Below are 17,455 nucleotides of genomic sequence, written 5' to 3'. Positions count from 1 at the left end.
GATTGAACGCGCCTCGTTTTGGGAGCGCGTAGCTCAGCCGGTAGAGCAACTGACTTTTAATCAGTAGGTCCAGGGTTCGAATCCCTGCGCGCTCACCAAAAACCCCAAAGAAAACAACTGTTTAACTAAACCAAGAAGCGGCGGTTTTTGGCATTTTTCATATTGGGGGAGCTATGGGGGAGAATCGCCCGTCTCCCGAAATTCACCGCTTCTCAACCCTTTCCTACTACGGTTGTGGCATGAAAGAATCGAGACGCGAACGAATTAAACTGACGGCCAACTACGGGAACGGCATTGCGCTGGCATTTATCGTCGTCGGCGGCTTGGCGCCAATGTTTGCCACTGCCAGCGGGTCTCCCGCATCTGGCTTCCCGTACAAGACGTTCGTCTTCTTCCTCCTGTGTGCGATGTTCAGCTTCCTCATCCATCAGAAAGCCAAGGACATTTTGAACCACCTTGACGAAGACTAACCCCTGAGCGGTGACGGTATCAACGTGGGGAATTTCCCCGCGTCCTTCCAATTTACGTTAGTCGTCGGCGTGGGTAGCGAGTGTTTGGATAACTTTGTCAAGTTTTGGCAGAATTGCCATTTCTTGTAAAACTATCGAAATGGATTGGTCGGTCATACCTTCGCTTTCAGCTATCCCCTGAGCGGCGACGGCCCGATCTTCTGCTCGTAAAGGTCGCCGATGCGGCAGACAGTCCGGTAGTCGGGTTGTCGCGCCTCGCCGATGGCCATGCGCCATATGGTGACGCGGTAAAGCCGGGTTGCGTCGGCGATCGCTGTGCGGTCCATGCCGGTGGCCGATAAATCCGCTATCATCACTTCGAGTATCGGGGCAATCGGCTTCGGTTTCGGCATGAAGCGTATTTACCCCCAGCCATGTGCGAGCGGCAAGCAACCAAGTTTTACTACAAAACGGAAGTTTCCGTTTCGTGGTAAATCTGTCTCAACCATGATCTTCACTGACTTTTAGAACTAAACGGAACTTTCCGTTTTCTTCTAAATCTGTCTCAACATGAGCTTCGCCGACTTTTGCCACGAAACGGAAACTTCCGTTTTGTAGCAAACTGTCCATTTGTGGACACTTTACCCCAGCGCCCGCTCAACTTTCAGCAGCCGATCGCCCGCCAACTTTCCTCCACTCGGCCAGGCGATGCCTGGGAGGCTATACTTTGGTATCGGCAACACCAAGGTTTAGTAGCGGTGCGGTCTCCTCGGCCGTAGGGTATTCGACGCGACTTAACCTCATTAAGGAACCTTGAAATGGACCTGCTTGCACTGGCAAAGGGCATCGCCGATCGGGTGGAAGAGGAAGCGTCCACCGCCAAGGTGCCCGTGACCGTCACCGTCATCGACGTTCATGGAAACTCGGTCCTCCAGCACAGGATGAATGGCGCGCTAGCCTTCTCGATGTTGATCTCCCACCGCAAGGCGTATACGGCGGCTCTCACACAGGAACGAACATCAGACCTGTTCGAACTCGTACAGCCTGGAAGGGAGCTGTTCCATCTGATGTCGCAGGATAGCTTCTGCGCCATGGGTGGGGGAGCGCCCCTTATCCATGACGGCGTGGTTGTCGGCGGCGTCGGAATAAGTGGCGGGACCGTCGCCCAAGACGTTGGGATACTCGAGGCGGCACTTCAGCCTAGAAGGCACGAGCTTCAGAAATCGCTCTAAGGAAGCCTTCACCGCTCCAACTCCGACTCCTTGCATACGATTACAGATGCTCGACCGGGCTGTGACCGTATTGTCCAAACTCCGCGCAGGCAACCATCTCGAATTCCTTGCATTCCCAAAAACGAACATCCGTCTTCCAGCGTAACCGGATATTGAAGAGGCCGCGGACAAGCATACGCGGCCTCTTTTTCGCTTCTCAGTGGCCCGCGCTAGGCGACGGCCGCGCGGCTTGCACGGTGGTGAGAAGCTTGACAAGCGCCTGCGCTCCCGCGGTGGAAGATGCCGGGTTCTGGCCGGTGATCAACCTGCCGTCGGTGATAGCGAAGCTTTCCCAGTTCGCCTTCTTCTCATAGAGACCGCCGAGACGTTTGAGCTCGTCCTCAACGAGGAAAGGAACGACCTTCGTCAGTTGCACTTCTTCCTCCTCGCCGTTGGTAAAGCCTGTCACCCGCTTCCCTTTGACGATCGGCGCGCCTTTGTACGTGACGCGGTGAAGCACGGCCGGCGCGTGGCAGACTGCCGCCACCGGCTTCCCTGAGTTGTAGAAGGACTCGATCAGCTTGATGGAGTCCGGATTGTCGACGAGGTCCCACATGGGTCCATGGCCGCCCGGATAAAAGACGGCATCAAAATCTTCGGAACGGACTTCGCTCAGCTGTCTGGTGCTCGCAAATACCTTCTGCGCAGCCTCGTCGGCCTTGAAACGCGTCATGGCCGGCGTCTGATTTTCCGGCAGATCGCTCTTCGGATCGATCGGAGGTTGACCGCCTTTGGGGGACGCGAGCGTCAAGTCGACGCCTGCATCACGGAAGACGTAGTAGGGTGCGGCGCCTTCCTCCAGCCAGAAGCCAGTCTTACGTCCCGTGCTTCCGAGGGTGTCATGCGAGGTAAATACCATGAGGATCTTCATGCTTAGGCTCCTTCCACTTGTCTGGATTCGCAGCCGGTCGGCTGCACGACCGGAAGCATGTCGCGGATCGGCTGGCTTTGCATGTGCACGTTAGTATCGCCGATACCTTAGTGTTGGTAGACCAGACCAGGACGTCTGTGCCTATCGGAGCTCGCCCGTCAGGAACTGAGCGTTAGCCATGCCGAACGACCAGTCTTCATCCGAGTTGATATGCAACGAGACCATAACGTCGGATGGCGGTACGTTGCAGCGAGCCTGAAGCGCGCTCGTTGGGCTTGAATAGAAAGCAACCTCGGCATCTCGTGGCCTCGGGCGGCTGGTGATTTCGAGCAGTAGAATTTCTCGGTCCAGGTGATATCGAGCCCAGTGTCGAGCGCGCGAATATGCGACGCCTCGTGCTCTTGAAGTATCTGGTACCGATCTCTCAGCGGAACCCCGAAAGACGCCACGACGACGTCGTGGATGGTTTCAAGCAATACAGCGACCTCCTGCGGAGAACGACCTTTCACGACATGGATTTTGACGAGGGGCATTGGCGTTTCCAAAGTTACCGAACACGGCTCACGAGAACTATCCTCTTTGAACAATCAAAGCTATTGCACGATGGTATCCCGACGCCTCACGGTCGCGGTAACGATAGCCGAAGCTCATTGGGATCGGTCGGTGGCGAAAAACACATGCCGCCGGTGACCGGCGGCCTGCATCTTTCATTGGAGTCACTTGAGGGTCAGGCTTTTCCTGCGGCCTTCTTCTTTCGGTATTGGACGGTTGGTAGGCCGCCCCAGCCCCAGTTGTCCAAGTCGACTTCCTCGATCACCACGTAAGTCGACTCCAGCGGCTTGTTGAGGACGTCGAGCATGACCTGGCTGACGCCGGCGATGATTGCCGCTTTCTCCTCGGACGTTACCGAGGAGCGATCTGGGGTTGTGCCTTCACGGGTTACTTGTACGATGACAATGGGCATTTCCAATTCTCCTTGTTCGATGGCCTAATTGATTGGCTAGGCGGCCATTGTAGCGAGGTGCTTCTCGAGTTCGTCGACATGAGCGTACCCGGCGCCGACCTTGCTGAGAGTTCCACCCTTGTTCAAGAACAAGGTCGGAAAGCTTGAAACACCCATTCCCCGCACCGTTGCGAAGTCCGTCGCTGCTTCTTCCATCGTGCTGCGCTTATTCCATTCTGCCAGGAATTCTTCCGAGCTGACGGGATGACCGAGTTCGGCGAGCGCGCGAGAACCCGTCTCAGCCAGAACAGCTCCGTCCGTCGTGTCGAGCGCGTCGACATAGAAGGCATGCTGGAATTCGCGGAAGACGCTCAGAAGATCAGCTTCGGGCTTGAGGATGCGGGCGGTCACCACGGCACGGCACACGGGTTCCGTGTCATAGACAAAGCCTTTCCTGGCGAGAAGGCCTTCTCGGTTGAAGGGTACGCCGCTGGCCTCCTCGACCTTGCCCCAGTGGTGCAGTCTGAACTGCTTTCCGGCGTCGTCGAGAACGTCGGTCGCGCCAGCGCGTAGTCCACCGAGGATGATCTTCAGGGATAGGTCCGGACGCCGCTCAAGCAGCAGCCCCAACTGTTTGCCGAATCCATAGCACCACGAGCACATCGGATCGGCCGCTAGTACAAGTTCCATTGTCTTTCCTTTCACTCGCATGCAAAGCGCGCGGCGTATCCACGCCACGAGCCCGCGCGATGTTTGAGACCTACCAGCGGCCGGCGTTCTGGCCGCCGTCGACATGGAGGATCTCACCAGTGACGAAGCTTGCGCCCTCGAGGTAGATCACGGCGTCGACGATGTCGCTGATCTCGCCCATGTGGCCGACGGGATGCAGCCCGGAGAGGAACTCGTGGGTCTCGGGAGCATGCATCGGGGTCTTGATGATGCCGGGTGACACGGCGTTCACCCGGACGCCCGTCTTGGCGAACTCGATCGCCAGTTCCTTAGTGACGGCGTTCAGGCCGCCCTTCGTAAGCGAAGCAAGGGCCGTGGGGACGGTCGACACCGGCTGGTTCACAAGGCTGGTCGTGATGCTGACGATATGGCCGGAACCCTGCTTGAGCATCTCCCTCGCAGCCCGCTGCGTGATGTGGAAGAAGCCCGAAACGTTCACACTGAAGTTCAGGTCGTAATCTTCCTGAGTGAAGTCGACGAACGGCTTGGCAGTGAACACGCCCGCGTTGTTCACCAACGTGTCGATCCGACCGAAACGGTCGATCGCCTCGCGGACGACGCGCTCTGCGGTCTCGGCGTTGGAGATGTCGCCCGCCACGGCATGTACGCCGTCGTCGGACCCTTGCTTGATTGAACGCGAGGTGGCGACGACTCGGTAGTTCCGCGCGCGGTAGGCGCGTACCAGACCTTCACCAATGCCCTGCGATGCACCGGTGACGACGGCGACCTTCTGCTGATTGCTCATGATATTACATCCTTTCAATTGCAGCGGTCCTTATCCGGGCCGCCCTACGCCCTCGGCGTCGGTGCTACTGATTTAGATGCTCTCGATCATCGGGAGAATTGCTGGACAGCGGCATTCAGTCCGCCGTTTTTCGGGATAATCGTGGGTTTTGGCTGACGTTGTCTCCGACGAGCCCGCATTCAGCTCGGACGTACGATACTAAAGTGTTGGGCACACCTTCGGACAATATCGGTCCGAAATCGACGCGGTAGTCTACGGTAACAACAACAGGAGCCGACCATGACCGACGCCACGCTGCATTCGAAACCTCCGGCTAGTACAACAGCCACAAGCCCGACCAGCATGAATCTCGAACTCCTCGTGATCCCGGTCTCCGACGTGGATCGTGCTAGAAGATTTTACGAAAGCCTCGGCTGGCACCTCGACATAGACCACGCTACGGGCGACGACTATCGCATCGTTCAGTTGACCCCGGCTGGCTCCGGAGGCTCGGTGATGTTCGGTCAGAACATCACGACGGCGTCGCCGGGCTCCGCGCAGGGCATGCACCTCGTGGTGTCCGACGTTGTTGCCGCGCGCGACGACCTCGTACGACGCGGCGTGAAGGTTAGCGAACCCTTTCACGACGTCGGCGGGATCTTCCATCACTCCAGCGGCGAGGGAATTGCCAAGGGACCGAATCCCGAAAGGAAGAGCTACGCCTCATATGTCACGTTCGAAGATCCCGATGGCAACGGATGGACGTTGCAGGAGGTGACAGCGCGTCTACCTGGTAGCCGTACCGACAGGAGCTTCACGACGCAGCTTCACGAGGCGGTATGGGGATCTGCCAGGTGAATGGTCCGCATCCGGCTCGGCATGCCGTCACCCACCACAGATCGGGCAGGTCTGAAAGCGGTTTAAGCGGATCCACCGTTCTTTCCGGTGGACGCTTGACTGCACTTGGTTCGTCGTCTCCACTACACTTCCAAGAGACGACGAAGTGGAGATAGTTAGTTTTGCGTCGATAACCCTCTATCGATCGATCAGTCGCGATCGTCGTAAGTCGGGTGACCACGTTTCGCATGAACGGCCTTGCGATGAACGCCGAGAGATGAAACAGCTCTCCTGGGGTGCGCGGGGTCACCACGTCGACGCTGGAATGCCTTACTTGCGCGGAATGGAAGTCACTGTCTGAGAGGTGCCAGCATGAGATCTTCCCACAAAACAGGCGACTATCCCGATCTCCTCGCAGGCGCGTTGATGATCGGGCTGGGAGGACTTGGGCTCTGGGCGGCTCGCGACTTGACCTTCGGCACTGCTGCCCGGATGGGAGCTGGCTATCTGCCCGACGTTACGTGCGGTTTTCTGATCCTGATCGGGGCGGTCGTGGTTGGAAAGGCACTGTCGAAGAACTTGCTGACAACTGGCCATTGGAACGTCAAACCACTTCTCGTCCTCTCCATCGCCGTCGTTGGGTTCGCCATCCTGGCCGAGAACTTCGGCTTCGTGATTTCGTCGGCGTGGCTCCTCGTGACCGCCAGCCTTGCCGATCGGGAGTCACGATGGAGGGAAGTCGTAACCTCGACGTTGATCCTCACCGTTGCGGGCGCCCTTGTCTTCGTCTGGGGCCTCGGCGTGAAGTTGTCGATCTTACCGTTTTAACTCGCCGCGGGGATCTCGCACGTGGATGTTTTTCATTTCCTGATACTCGGCTTTTCCGAGGCGTTGTCCCCTTCGAACCTGCTATTCTGTTTTGTGGGAGCCATGCTTGGAACGATCATCGGGATTCTGCCCGGCATCGGGCCGACGGCGACGATGGCGATCCTCCTGCCGCTCACGACCTCCCTGCCCCCACTCGCCGCCATCGTAATGCTCTCTGCGATTTACTACGGCTCTCAATATAGCGGATCGACGACGGCAATTCTGATCAACCTCCCTGGCGAGCCGTCTTCGGCGGCAACAACTATCGAAGGATACCAGATGGCCCGCCAGGGACGCGCCGGCGCGGCGCTCGCGATCTCGGCGTTGGGATCCTTCTTCGCGGGAACGACGTCAGCTCTCGCACTGGCGGTAGCAGCGCCCGCGCTTTCTACCGTCGCTCTCTCGTTCGGCCCCCCGGAATATGTGTGGTTGTGTGTCCTCGGCTTGCTGGCCGCAATGGTGCTGGCTCGCGGCTCGCTCCTCAAGGCCAGTGGCATGGTCTGCGTCGGCCTCCTGCTGGCAATGGTCGGCACCGTTGCAGATGGCGGCGCGCGCCTGACCTTGGGGATTCCTTCCCTCGCGAATGGCATCGACTTTGTGGTGGTGACCGTCGGCCTCTTCGGCGTCGCGGAGATAGCCAGCAATCTGGGCGGCAGATCCGAAGTCAAAGTCGCGCGAGCCGTCGTTGGTCCCCTCTGGCCGACAAGGCAAGAACTCCAGGATAGCTTGGGGGCAATGGTCCGGGGCACCGTGCTGGGAACGGTGCTAGGCGTCCTACCCGGCGGAGGAGCGACGCTCGGTGCCTTCAGCTCTTATTCGGTCGAAAAAAAGATTTCGAAAACTCCTGAGCAATTTGGGCAGGGGGCGATCGCCGGGGTGGCAGGTCCAGAATCCGCGAACAATGCTGCCTCGCAGTCCGCATTCATCCCGCTCCTGACGCTCGGCATCCCGTCCAATTCTGTGATGGCTATGATACTCGCCGCGATGACGATGCATGGCGTTTCGCCCGAACCATCTATCATAGAGGCCCAACCGGATATCTTCTGGGGACTGGTGGCATCCATGTGGGTCGGCAACATCTTGCTGCTTGTGATCAACCTGCCGCTCGTCGGTCTCTGGGTCCGGTTGTTCAAGATGCCCTACAGACTGCTCTATCCGGCGATCCTGCTGTTCTGCTGCATCGGGGTCTATAGCCTCAATAGTCGGGCATCCGACGTCGTCATGGTGATGGTCTTCGCTGCGATCGGGTACGTCCTGAAGATGGCGCGATGCGAGACGGGACCCTTGCTTCTCGGTCTCGTTCTCGGGCCCCTCTTCGAGCGTAGCCTACGGCAGGCCCTGCAATCCTCCAATGGAAATCCAATGGTGTTCGTGGAGCGCCCCATCAGCGTGGCCCTTTTGGTCATTACGGCTGCAATTCTGCTCGCGATCTCAGTTCCGGCCGCAGTCAGTATGCGTAGACGGCCGAAGGCCACAAGTGCGGACTGGCATGCCGGCGGTGGGGACCCGACACCTTAGTATACTCGACCTACCGGACCAATATGACGCAATCTCACGGCATTTAGTTCTGGGCGTCCGACGAGGGAGATTTTGGGATGCTTGCGCTCGTTTCTAATTTTGATGCTAGAACACTCTCCATGCCGCTAACCACGCCAACAGTGTTCATCGTGGACGACGACCCTTCGGTGCGAGAGTCGCTGGAAGCACTGGTGGAGTATGCAGGCTGGCGTTGCGAGACGTTCGAGACCGCCCATGAGTTTCTATCGACGCCGCCAGCCGCCGGACCTAGCTGCCTTTTGCTCGACGTCGGGCTCCCCGATCTGAACGGACTGGAGCTGCAGCAAAGGATCGGGGCTATTCGCTCCGACATGCCGATAATCTTCATCACCGGGAATGGCGACATTCCGGTGACGGTGAAGGCGATGAAAGCAGGTGCGGTCGAGTTCCTCGTCAAGCCATTGAGCCAGGAGGCTCTTCTCACCGCAATGCGAAGCGCGCTCGACCGTAGTCAGGAACAGCGCGAACTCGATGCTGCCGACGCTATCCTTAAGACCCGTTATAAAACGCTCACCCCGCGAGAGCGAGAGGTCATGGCGCTGGTCTCGGCGGGGATGCTGAACAAACAGGTGGGGTTGCAACTCGGCATAACGGAAATCACCGTAAAGGCGCATCGCGGACGCGTGATGCAGAAAATGCATGCGCGTTCGCTGGCCGATCTCGTGACGATGACCTGGTCCCTCAACCTTTCGCCAACGGAGCGACAGGGCGACGATGAACAACAGTTCTAGGGGAAAACGCACGATATTTCCGCAGAAGTCGAAAGTCTCCATCGCCATCATCGATGATGATGAATCTATCCGGGAAGGTCTGGCTGGGCTGATGCAGTGGCTGGAGTTTGACGTCGCGACATTCACGGCCGCGTCCGAGTTTCTCATATCGCCGAACTTCGCAAATTTTGCGTGCATCGTGTCGGACGTACAAATGCCAGGAATGACAGGCTTCGAGCTTCACCTCCGCCTGCTCGCCATGGGTCACCATGTTCCGACCATTCTCATCACCGCCTACCCGAACGACGACGCGAAGGCGCGCGCGTTGTCGGCGGGCATCATCTGCTACCTCCGCAAGCCATTCGACACCAAAGTCCTCATCGAATGCATACGATCGGCGATCGCTCCCGAAACGGCGTGAGGTGTTCCCTTTGGACGAATTGACCCGCCCGGAGAGGAGGAACATAGTCGCCTGCTTCTCGCTATCGCGAAGTTGGGCGGGCACAAGCCGCTCCCCTTGTGGAGGTTCGAAGGAAGGCAGGAGAGATGGAGCTAAACGTGGCCGGACGTGCTGCCGATATAACCCTGCAGCAGGTGCTGTGGGAGGATGGACAGCGCGTCGTATTCAGGGGTTCTCGCAACCAACCGGATGGCGCAAATCGTCCAGTTATCGTCGTGACGCCTGCTCGCGAGGAACCGTCCGCTGCAAGTCTCGACCGCCTCACCAACGAGTTCGACCTGAGGAACCATCTTGACGCTCCCTGGGCGGTCAGGCCGCTTGAACTTATACGAGAAAATGGTCGCACCATGCTTGTTCTCGCCGATCCAGGCGCGGAACCACTTCACCGTGTCGTCAGCGGCCCGATGGACCTCCAGAGGTTTCTTCGACTCGCCATTGCCATGACGCAATCTGTCGCGGCGCTTCATGCTACCGGGTTAATTCACAAGGACCTTAATCCGGCGAACTTCCTAATCGACCAAGCATCGGACGAGACCTGGTTAACCGGGTTCGGGATCGCAGCGCGGACGTCCCGCGAACGCAATGTCAACCTACCGCCGGAAGCCATCGTCGGCACCCTTCCTTATATTGCACCCGAACAGACAGGCCGGATGAACCGGTCGATCGACTCCCGGAGCGACCTCTACTCCCTCGGCGTAACATTCTACGAAATGCTGACCGCGTCCCTTCCGTTCACTGCATCCGACCCCGTCGAATGGGTCCATTGCCATATAGCACGAAGGCCGACGCCGCCGCACGAACGCCTCGGTGCGGTTCCGGAGGCCGTTTCAAGGTTGGTCATGAAGCTTCTCGCGAAGACTGCCGAGGAACGGTACCAGACCGCGACGGGCGTCGAGCATGATCTTCGACTTTGCCTTTCCGAATTGCAGGCGCATGGGCGCATTGGTATCTTCCCTCTTGCCCGCCACGATGTTCCGGACCGTTTGGTAGTTCCCGAGAAGCTGTACGGCCGGGCCCGCGAGATGACCACCCTGCTGGGGGCTTTCAATCGCGTAGTCGATACCGGCGTGACGGAACTGGCGCTTGTCTCGGGATACTCCGGCATCGGCAAATCGTCCGCGGTGAACGAGCTTCACAAATTGGCGGTGTCGTCCAGATCGATATTCGTCACCGGCAAATTCGACCAGTTCATGCGCGACATACCTTATGCGACGCTCGCACAGGCTTTTCGGAGTCCAATTCGGCAGATACTGGGCAAGAGCGAGACGGAGCTTCAGGAATGGCGAGATTTGCTCCTTGATGCTCTGGGGGCGAACGGCTCGCTCATCGTCGAGCTCATTCCGGAATTGCGGCTCGTTGTTGGAGCCCAGCCGCCATTGGCGGAACTGGGTCCGGCGGACGCTCGGCGGAGGTTTCAAAACGTGCTCCGGCGTTTTATCGGCGCGTTTGCAAGACCGGGGCATCCTCTGGTGATGTTCCTCGACGATCTTCAATGGATCGACGCCGCCTCGCTCGATCTCGTAGAAGATCTAATCCTCCGGTCCGAGATACGGCATCTGCTTTTGATCGGCACCTTCAGAGACAACGAAGTCGACACCTCTCACCCCCTGGCGCGTAAGCTCGGATCGATCCGGGATAAGGGCTCCGTGGTAACCGAAATCGAGCTTCAGCCGCTTTCGCCCGAAGACCTGGGCCAGCTAGTTTCCGACACTCTGCACTGCGACATTCAACGCGCCCACTCTCTCGCGCGATTGGTTCACGAGAAGACGGCAGGAAACCCCTTCTTCTCCATTCAGTTTCTGCAGGCCCTCGCGGACGAGCACCTCCTGAGTTTCGATCATGTCAACTTGGGATGGTCGTGGAACATCGAACGCATCCACGCGAAAGGATACAGCGACAACGTCGTCGACCTGATGGTCTTGAAGCTCAATCGTCTGGGAGACGCCTGCCTCGCGGCGCTGCGCCAGCTTGCCTGTGTGGGTGCGAGTGCGGATATCTCGCTGCTGGCGACGATCTGCGAGATCACTCAGGGGAAACTGCAAGAGAACCTGCGCGAGGCGGTTGAGACCGGGCTAATCCTCCGGCTGGGAAACTCCTACGCCTTCCAGCATGACCGGGTCCAGGAGGCCGTATATTCCTTGATCCCTGAAGATGAGCAGGCCTCCGCTCATCTCCGCATCGGACGGGTGCTTCTGGCGGTGACCCCGCGCGAAAGGCTCGAAGAACGGGTCTTCGACATCGTAGCTCAATTCAACGGAAACATCGATTCGCTAGGATCGACGGACGAGCGTGATCAGATAGCAGAACTCAATCTGATCGCAGGAAGGCGCGCTAAGAATGCCGCCGCCTATCCGTCGGCATTGAAGTACTTCTCGGCGGGGCGAGCACTGCTGGTCCAGGATTGCTGGACACGACGCTACCGCCTCGCCTTCGAACTGGAGCTTCATATCGCCGAGTGCGAATACCTCACCGGTGAGCTGGCGTCGGCGGAGAAACGGCTATCTGCGCTGTCGCAGAGAGCGGCAGGGCTCGCCGACCAAGCCGCCGTCACCTGCCAGACAGTCGACCTCTATACGATCCTCGTCAGGCCCGAGAGGGCGGTGGAGGTCGGCCTCGAATTTCTCCGGAATATCGGACAAGTCTGGCCCCAGGTCCCGACTGACGAGGACGTTCGCGGTGAATTCGCGTTGATCTGGCAGGAGCTCGGGGGCAGAGAGATCGAGGAGCTGATAAGCCTCCCCTTGATGACGGACGATGCTACTCGGGCGACGCTCGACGTACTCACCAGACTTGTCCCTACGGCGGTGAACGTGGATCCAAAGCTCCATCGTCTGATGATCGCGCGGATGGTGGTGCTGAGCCTCGAGCAGGGCAATAGTGGCGCGTCATGCTGCGGCTACGTCTGGCTGGGTCTCGTTCTCACCTCTTATTTCGGCGACTACGCTACGGCGCTACGGTTCGGGCAGCTCAGTCTCGCCCTGTTGGAGGAGCTGGGAGCGAGCGAATTCGGCGCCCGCGTCTTTCTAAACTTCGGCACCCGTATCAGCCCGTGGTCGCAGCACGTCCGCTTTGGTCGGCCCTTCATCCGGCAGGCTTTCGACGAGGCCCTGAAGATCGGCGACCTCGCTTTCGCCGGATATTGCTGCAATCACTCGGTCATCTATTCGCTTTTCTGCGGCGACACGTTGCAGGAGGCCGAAACGGTCGCTGTCGAAGGAGTGGATTTTGCAAGCAAGTCCGAGTTCGGCGCGGTCGTGGAGAGCCTTAGGGGGCAACGATCTCTCGTTCGGTCGCTTAGGGGTTTGGAGTCCGACTACACGGACGCCAACGGCACGCTGTTCGATCAAAAGACTTTCGAGGAGCGCCTCGACGCTGATCGTAGCCTAGTCCTAGCCGCATGCCGCTACTGGATACGGAAGGTTCAGCTCTGCGTTCTGAACGAAGACTTTTCAATGGCGCTGGAATCCGCCGCGAAAGCAAAGTCCCTGCTCGGGACCACGTCGGCCTTCATCGAGCAGGCCGACTACCATTTCTACTCCGCCATCGCACATCTTGGAGCGATCGAGGCGGACGTGACGTCCGAGCGGAAGACGACCCATCTCGAGGAGCTCGCGGTACACAGAAAGCAGCTTGCGGTCTGGAGCGAAAACTGCCCGCAGAATTTTGAGAACCGACTTGCGCTTGTCGACGCAGGGCTCGCGCACCTCGATGGACGTCACCTCGATTCTGAGCGTTTCTACGAGCTGTCGATCCAGTCGTCACGCGACAACGGATTTATTCAGAACGAGGCGCTGGCTCTTGAACGTGCCTCCAAGTTCTATCTTGCCCGCGGCTTCGAAGACATCGCCGACTTGTATCTGCTAAAAGCTCGCGAAGGCTATCTGCGGTGGGGCGCCGAGGGGAAGGTTCGACGCCTCGAGGCACGCCATTCGAAGCTCGGCATTGCCAGCCCTCTCGGCACCAAGATCAACTCTCCTCCCGGCAGACAACTGGATATCGCAGCGATCGTCGGCGCTTCTCAGGCTCTTTCAAGCGAGATCCTCCTGCCGCGGCTGATCGAGCGCCTGATGACGATCGCGTTACAGAACGCCGGCGCGGATCGGGGTCTGCTGATCCTGGCGGAGGATACTGACTACCGTATAGAGGTGGAGGCGCGAACCGACGGGGACGACGTCGTCCTGCACTACGCGAACGCGAAGACTGCAGCTCCTGAAACCCTCGTTCGCTATGTCATGAGAACGCAGGAGAGCGTGATCCTCGACGATGCCAGGGAGCACCACCTCTTCACGGGAGACTCCTACTTCAATTTTCGGACCCCCCGCTCCGCCCTCGCCCTTCCGCTCGTCCGACAGGGGCTTCTTAGCGGAATCCTCTACCTCGAGAACACGCTGGCGTCGCATGTGTTCACGTCGGATCGGGCCGTGGTCCTGGAACTTCTCGCCTCGCAGGCGGCGATCTCCCTCGAGAACACCCGGCTCTATAGCGATCTGCAAGAACGGGAAGCACGGGTACGACGACTGTTCAACGCAAACGTCATCGGGATTTTCACCTGGGACATCGATGGACGCATCACGGACGCTAACGAAGCCTTTCTCGAGATCGTCGGATATTCGGTCGAGGATTTCCATTCCGGCAAGGTGCGCTGGAAAACGCTGATGCCGAGGGATTGGAACCACGATGACGACCGCATCCTAGAAGACATGATGGAGACCGGGGTCGCCACGCCGTTCGAAGGGGAATACGTCCGTAAGGATGGCACGCTTGTTCCTGTCCTGGTCGGAGCGGCAGTTTTCGAAGGGCAGCGGACGGAGGGCGTCGCGTTTATCGTAGACCTCACGGACCGAAAGCGCGCAGAGCAACTCGCCCGCGAAAGCGAGCGCCAGTTTCATGAAATCCAGTTGCAGTTGGCGCACGCCAACCGTGTGGCCACAATGGGTCATCTCGCCGCCTCGATCGCCCATGAACTGAATCAGCCCTTGTCAGGTGTGGTCGTAAGCGCCGAAACCGCAATGCTTTGGTTGTCCGAGCAGCCCCCGCGCATATCCGAAGCGCAGAAGGCGCTCATCCGCGTCGTGAGCGATGGTCGTCGTGCAGGCGACGTCTTCGATCGGATCCGGTCTCTTATCAAGAATGCTCCGCCGCAGATGACCGGTCTGGATATCAACGAAGTCGTATTGGACATTATCGGCCTGGCGCGCGGGGCCGCTTTGAAGAGCGGCGTGCAGATTGAAAGTCATCTGGCGCAGAACCTGCCACTGGTGGTGGGCGACCGTGTTCAGTTGCAGCAGGTGGTGCTGAACCTCATCATGAACGCTATCGACGCGATTAAAGATGCGGAGGTCGAGCGGACCGAAATAACTGTCACCACTGCCCTCAGTTCGCCGGGCAAAGTCCATGTTGCCGTTCGGGATTCCGGACCTGGCGTCGATAAGGCGAGTTTGGAACGAATCTTCGCTCCCTTCTACACGACCAAGACCGAAGGGCTGGGAATGGGACTCTCAATCTGCCGCTCGATCATCGAAGGACACGGTGGAAAGCTGTGGGTGACCGAGGCGCTCCCACAGGGTGCCATCTTCCAGTTCACGGTTTCCGCCGGTGCGCGAGGGCACGCGACGCGCGGTCACGTCGAGGGAGAGCCGGAGATTTCCGCCGAGCCACGGAGTTAGCCCTGACGCAGCTCGTTCTCAAACGTGCCACGAATGACGACTCCGTCTGCCGGGATCGAAAACGCGAACGTCGCTCCGTGGGCTTGGTTCGGCTCCGCCCATAGACGTCCGTTGTGGCTCTCGACGATTGCGCGGCTGACAGAAAGTCCAACCCCCATTCCATTCGCCTTGGTCGTGAAAAACGGGCTGAACAGCTTCTCGGAAATCCCCCGATCGAAACCTACTCCGGCATCCTTGACTGCCAGGCGTACGTGACTGGGCCCTTCCCGCATTGTGGAGATTTCAAGATCCTTCGAACGACCGACAACCCCGTTCATCGCCTCCGTGCTGTTTTTGATGAAGTTGAAGATGACCTGCTGCAACTGGATGCGGTCGCCTCTAACCGCCGGTAGATCTGCCGAGAGATGCATTCGCAGGCTGACGCCATTCTTGCGCAGGTCGCCGTGCGCAAACCCGATGACTTCTTGAGCGATGGCATTGAGGTCCACCAACTCCACCACGGGATCCTTTTTGCTGTACATCGCCCGAAGCCGCTCGGTAACGTCCGAAGCGCGGTTTGCATCTCTGAGCGTCCGCCTGACTGTCTCCTTCGCGCCGTGGATGTTCGGCGGTTCGGTGCTCAACATCTCCATACCCGCGCTGGCGTTGGTCACGATCCCGAAAAGTGGCTGGGCGAGTTCGTGGGCTATGGCGGCCGTGAGCTGCCCCATGCCCATCACGCGGGTCATGTGGGAGAGCTCCGCCTGCGCCTCGCGCAGCTCGTCCTGTGCGAGTTTCCAGTCGTGTATGTCGACGTTGATCCCGAACCATTTCACGTCGCCGGCCGCATCGACGAGTGGGCTGCCACGGCACAGGAACCATCGGTACTCGCCGTCGAAACGGCGCAATCTCGCCTCGACTTCTCCTGCCTCGACGCGTTCCGCCATGATCCGCCACGCCTCCATCATGTCAGGGAGATCCTCGGGATGGACCGCCGTCGCCCATCCCCAGTTCCGAGCGTCGTCCATTGACAGGCCGAGGTATGTCCGGAAATGACGATTGGCGAATTCACCTCCTCCGTCGGAGAGGGCTGACCAGACCATGCCGGGTATCGTGTCGATAATAAGCTGCAGCCTGTTCTCGCTGGCGGCCATGTCTTCCTGCGCCGTTTTACGATCATGGATGTCGATGAGACTGCCGTACCACATCAGAATCGCGCCGTTTTCGTCGCGCATCGGCAACGCCCTTACGTCGGCCCATCGATAGTCGTTGCTGGCGGGAGGCCTATATAGAACCTCTACCTGATAAGGCTCACCAGTGGCGATCGAGCGGAGCCACGTTCCAATTGTCGTCTCAACTTGATCGGGATGAAGGCCATCGGCCCACCAGGTTCCTTCCGTAAGATCTTTCGTTTCCACCCCCATGAATGTCAGACCCTTTTTGTTAAGATATCCGATGACTCCGTCAGGGGTGGCGCTCCATAGCGCCTGCGGGATGGTTTCGGTAAGCTGCCGCAGATGGAACTCGTTAGCCATCAAGGCGTCCGCCGCTCGCTTTCTGTCCTCGATATCGATGTTCAGTCCGTACCAGCGAACCAACGCACCAGAACTGTCGAGCAATGGGTTCGTACGGAAAAGGAACCAGCGGTATTCGCCATCGAAGCGACGCATCCGAGCCTCTGCCTCGCCTCCCCGCAGCTCGGACAACATCTGCCGGAATTCCGCAGCCAGTCCATCGATGTCATCAGGATGCACCGTCGCCCTCCAACCGACGCCGCGAAGCTGATCGGCGCTCATGCCGACGTAGCTCAGAAATTGACCGTTGAAGTATTCGGCAGAACCGTCCGGAGCTGACGACCAGGCGAGGCCCGGAAGGGAATCCACCACTTCCTCAAGATCGGTTTTGTATAAGGATTGCGAGGTGACGCCCTGGTCCTTCCGTGCGTGCTGCAGACCGATCGAGGCCTGTAGAAGCGCGTGGGAAAGTACTCGACTTTCGTCGTCCGTCGGGAATTCCTGCCGTCGGCATCCGACAACCAGCGTCCGGGAAACGTGCCCCTCGATCAAGGTTGCATGGAGGAAGATCGTCGTGCCGGCAATGATCGTAGTTTTCGGAAGCATGCCCGTCTGGGGAATATGCAGACGACCGATGCCCGCCTCCAGGGCGTCCGCAGATAACTCCGGTGAACTGCGCATCAATTCGAAGGACTGGTCGCGAACTCCTTCGTTGCGAAGAACGCCGACGAGATCGACGCTCAACCCGCTTAGAAGTGTGTCGAGCAAGGTCTCAAGAACCAGGATCTCGTAGCTTACCATCTCCGATGAAGTCCCCCACGCGATATCCTGCGCAGCCGCGCGCTCGTTCGTTAAAAGTACATTCCGAACGGCCGTAA

General features: G+C 58.9%; 15 protein-coding genes, 1 tRNA gene and 1 pseudogene. 9 read left to right on the top strand and 8 right to left on the bottom strand.

Annotation, left to right across the window (positions count from 1 at the left end):
* The first annotated feature begins 22 nt into the window (after window positions 1–22).
* Window positions 23–98: transfer RNA gene (locus GF108_RS07130), tRNA-Lys, on the top strand.
* Between the two features lie 75 nt (window positions 99–173).
* Entirely contained in the window at window positions 174–470 is a 297-nt protein-coding gene (locus tag GF108_RS07125) for a hypothetical protein (protein ID WP_153667437.1), read from the top strand.
* A 170-nt stretch (window positions 471–640) separates the two neighbouring features.
* On the opposite strand, the gene GF108_RS07120 is transcribed toward GF108_RS07125, so the two are convergent.
* The gene (locus GF108_RS07120) at window positions 641–862 is read right to left on the bottom strand and encodes a hypothetical protein (RefSeq protein ID WP_153667436.1); all 222 of its coding nucleotides are present in this window, start codon (window positions 860–862) and stop codon (window positions 641–643) included.
* 405 nt (window positions 863–1,267) lie between these two features.
* Between GF108_RS07120 and GF108_RS07115 the strand changes: the two genes are divergently transcribed.
* Entirely contained in the window at window positions 1,268–1,681 is a 414-nt protein-coding gene (locus GF108_RS07115) for a heme-binding protein (RefSeq protein ID WP_153667435.1), read from the top strand.
* Window positions 1,682–1,877: 196 nt separating this feature from the next.
* On the opposite strand, the gene GF108_RS07110 is transcribed toward GF108_RS07115, so the two are convergent.
* From GF108_RS07110 to GF108_RS07090, 6 genes and pseudogenes are all read right to left on the bottom strand, one after another.
* Entirely contained in the window at window positions 1,878–2,591 is a 714-nt protein-coding gene (locus GF108_RS07110; protein ID WP_153667434.1) for a type 1 glutamine amidotransferase domain-containing protein, read from the bottom strand.
* 141 nt (window positions 2,592–2,732) lie between these two features.
* The gene (locus GF108_RS22695; protein WP_370462145.1) at window positions 2,733–2,915 is read right to left on the bottom strand and encodes a tautomerase family protein; all 183 of its coding nucleotides are present in this window, start codon (window positions 2,913–2,915) and stop codon (window positions 2,733–2,735) included.
* A 116-nt stretch (window positions 2,916–3,031) separates the two neighbouring features.
* A pseudogene (locus tag GF108_RS22690) lies at window positions 3,032–3,124 on the bottom strand (tautomerase family protein); the annotation flags it as partial.
* A 194-nt stretch (window positions 3,125–3,318) separates the two neighbouring features.
* Window positions 3,319–3,555: a 4-oxalocrotonate tautomerase family protein gene (locus tag GF108_RS07100; RefSeq protein WP_153667433.1), complete on the bottom strand. Its 237-nt coding sequence runs from the start codon at window positions 3,553–3,555 to the stop codon at window positions 3,319–3,321.
* Between the two features lie 36 nt (window positions 3,556–3,591).
* On the bottom strand, window positions 3,592–4,224 hold the full coding sequence (locus tag GF108_RS07095; RefSeq protein ID WP_153667432.1) for a DsbA family protein: 633 nt from the start codon (window positions 4,222–4,224) through the stop codon (window positions 3,592–3,594).
* A gap of 70 nt (window positions 4,225–4,294) precedes the next feature.
* A complete protein-coding gene (locus GF108_RS07090; protein WP_153667431.1) occupies window positions 4,295–5,008 on the bottom strand; it encodes an SDR family NAD(P)-dependent oxidoreductase in 714 nt (237 codons plus the stop codon).
* Between the two features lie 342 nt (window positions 5,009–5,350).
* Between GF108_RS07090 and GF108_RS07085 the strand changes: the two genes are divergently transcribed.
* The 6 genes from GF108_RS07085 to GF108_RS07060 all read left to right on the top strand — a co-directional run bounded on the left by GF108_RS07085 (window position 5,351) and on the right by GF108_RS07060 (window position 15,084).
* The gene (locus tag GF108_RS07085; protein ID WP_246272417.1) at window positions 5,351–5,845 is read left to right on the top strand and encodes a VOC family protein; all 495 of its coding nucleotides are present in this window, start codon (window positions 5,351–5,353) and stop codon (window positions 5,843–5,845) included.
* Between the two features lie 351 nt (window positions 5,846–6,196).
* Window positions 6,197–6,652, top strand: a complete 456-nt coding sequence (locus GF108_RS07080; RefSeq protein ID WP_153667429.1) for a tripartite tricarboxylate transporter TctB family protein — start codon at window positions 6,197–6,199, stop codon at window positions 6,650–6,652.
* Between the two features lie 21 nt (window positions 6,653–6,673).
* Entirely contained in the window at window positions 6,674–8,209 is a 1,536-nt protein-coding gene (locus tag GF108_RS07075; RefSeq protein ID WP_370462105.1) for a tripartite tricarboxylate transporter permease, read from the top strand.
* 77 nt (window positions 8,210–8,286) lie between these two features.
* A complete protein-coding gene (locus GF108_RS07070) occupies window positions 8,287–8,979 on the top strand; it encodes a response regulator transcription factor (RefSeq protein ID WP_246272424.1) in 693 nt (230 codons plus the stop codon).
* A complete protein-coding gene (locus GF108_RS07065; protein ID WP_153667428.1) occupies window positions 8,963–9,379 on the top strand; it encodes a response regulator transcription factor in 417 nt (138 codons plus the stop codon). The genes GF108_RS07070 and GF108_RS07065 overlap by 17 nt, the downstream gene beginning before the upstream one ends.
* Before the next feature lie 137 nt (window positions 9,380–9,516).
* The gene (locus GF108_RS07060; protein ID WP_370462104.1) at window positions 9,517–15,084 is read left to right on the top strand and encodes an AAA family ATPase; all 5,568 of its coding nucleotides are present in this window, start codon (window positions 9,517–9,519) and stop codon (window positions 15,082–15,084) included.
* Here the strand turns inward: GF108_RS07060 and GF108_RS07055 are convergent.
* On the bottom strand, window positions 15,081–17,378 hold the full coding sequence (locus tag GF108_RS07055; protein WP_153667426.1) for a PAS domain-containing sensor histidine kinase: 2,298 nt from the start codon (window positions 17,376–17,378) through the stop codon (window positions 15,081–15,083). The two genes, GF108_RS07060 and GF108_RS07055, sit on opposite strands and share 4 nt — an antisense overlap.
* Window positions 17,379–17,455 lie beyond the last annotated feature (77 nt).

It is taken from the genome of Phyllobacterium sp. SYP-B3895 (assembly GCF_009647635.1).
Classification (GTDB): domain Bacteria; phylum Pseudomonadota; class Alphaproteobacteria; order Rhizobiales; family Rhizobiaceae; genus Phyllobacterium; species Phyllobacterium pellucidum.
Note: the sequence above shows the minus strand (reverse complement) of the source record. Positions and strands in the feature narration are given on the sequence as shown.

Coding starts and splice junctions, on each gene's coding strand:
- GF108_RS07085 (WP_246272417.1), top strand. CDS start 5,351: ATGAATCTCGAACTCCTCGTGATCCCGGTCTCCGACGTGGATCGTGCT.
- GF108_RS07110 (WP_153667434.1), bottom strand. CDS start 2,591: ATGAAGATCCTCATGGTATTTACCTCGCATGACACCCTCGGAAGCACG.
- GF108_RS07115 (WP_153667435.1), top strand. CDS start 1,268: ATGGACCTGCTTGCACTGGCAAAGGGCATCGCCGATCGGGTGGAAGAG.
- GF108_RS07125 (WP_153667437.1), top strand. CDS start 174: ATGGGGGAGAATCGCCCGTCTCCCGAAATTCACCGCTTCTCAACCCTT.
- GF108_RS07090 (WP_153667431.1), bottom strand. CDS start 5,008: ATGAGCAATCAGCAGAAGGTCGCCGTCGTCACCGGTGCATCGCAGGGC.
- GF108_RS07065 (WP_153667428.1), top strand. CDS start 8,963: ATGAACAACAGTTCTAGGGGAAAACGCACGATATTTCCGCAGAAGTCG.
- GF108_RS07100 (WP_153667433.1), bottom strand. CDS start 3,555: ATGCCCATTGTCATCGTACAAGTAACCCGTGAAGGCACAACCCCAGAT.
- GF108_RS07070 (WP_246272424.1), top strand. CDS start 8,287: ATGCTTGCGCTCGTTTCTAATTTTGATGCTAGAACACTCTCCATGCCG.
- GF108_RS07095 (WP_153667432.1), bottom strand. CDS start 4,224: ATGGAACTTGTACTAGCGGCCGATCCGATGTGCTCGTGGTGCTATGGA.
- GF108_RS07120 (WP_153667436.1), bottom strand. CDS start 862: ATGCCGAAACCGAAGCCGATTGCCCCGATACTCGAAGTGATGATAGCG.
- GF108_RS07055 (WP_153667426.1), bottom strand. CDS start 17,378: ATGGTAAGCTACGAGATCCTGGTTCTTGAGACCTTGCTCGACACACTT.
- GF108_RS07080 (WP_153667429.1), top strand. CDS start 6,197: ATGAGATCTTCCCACAAAACAGGCGACTATCCCGATCTCCTCGCAGGC.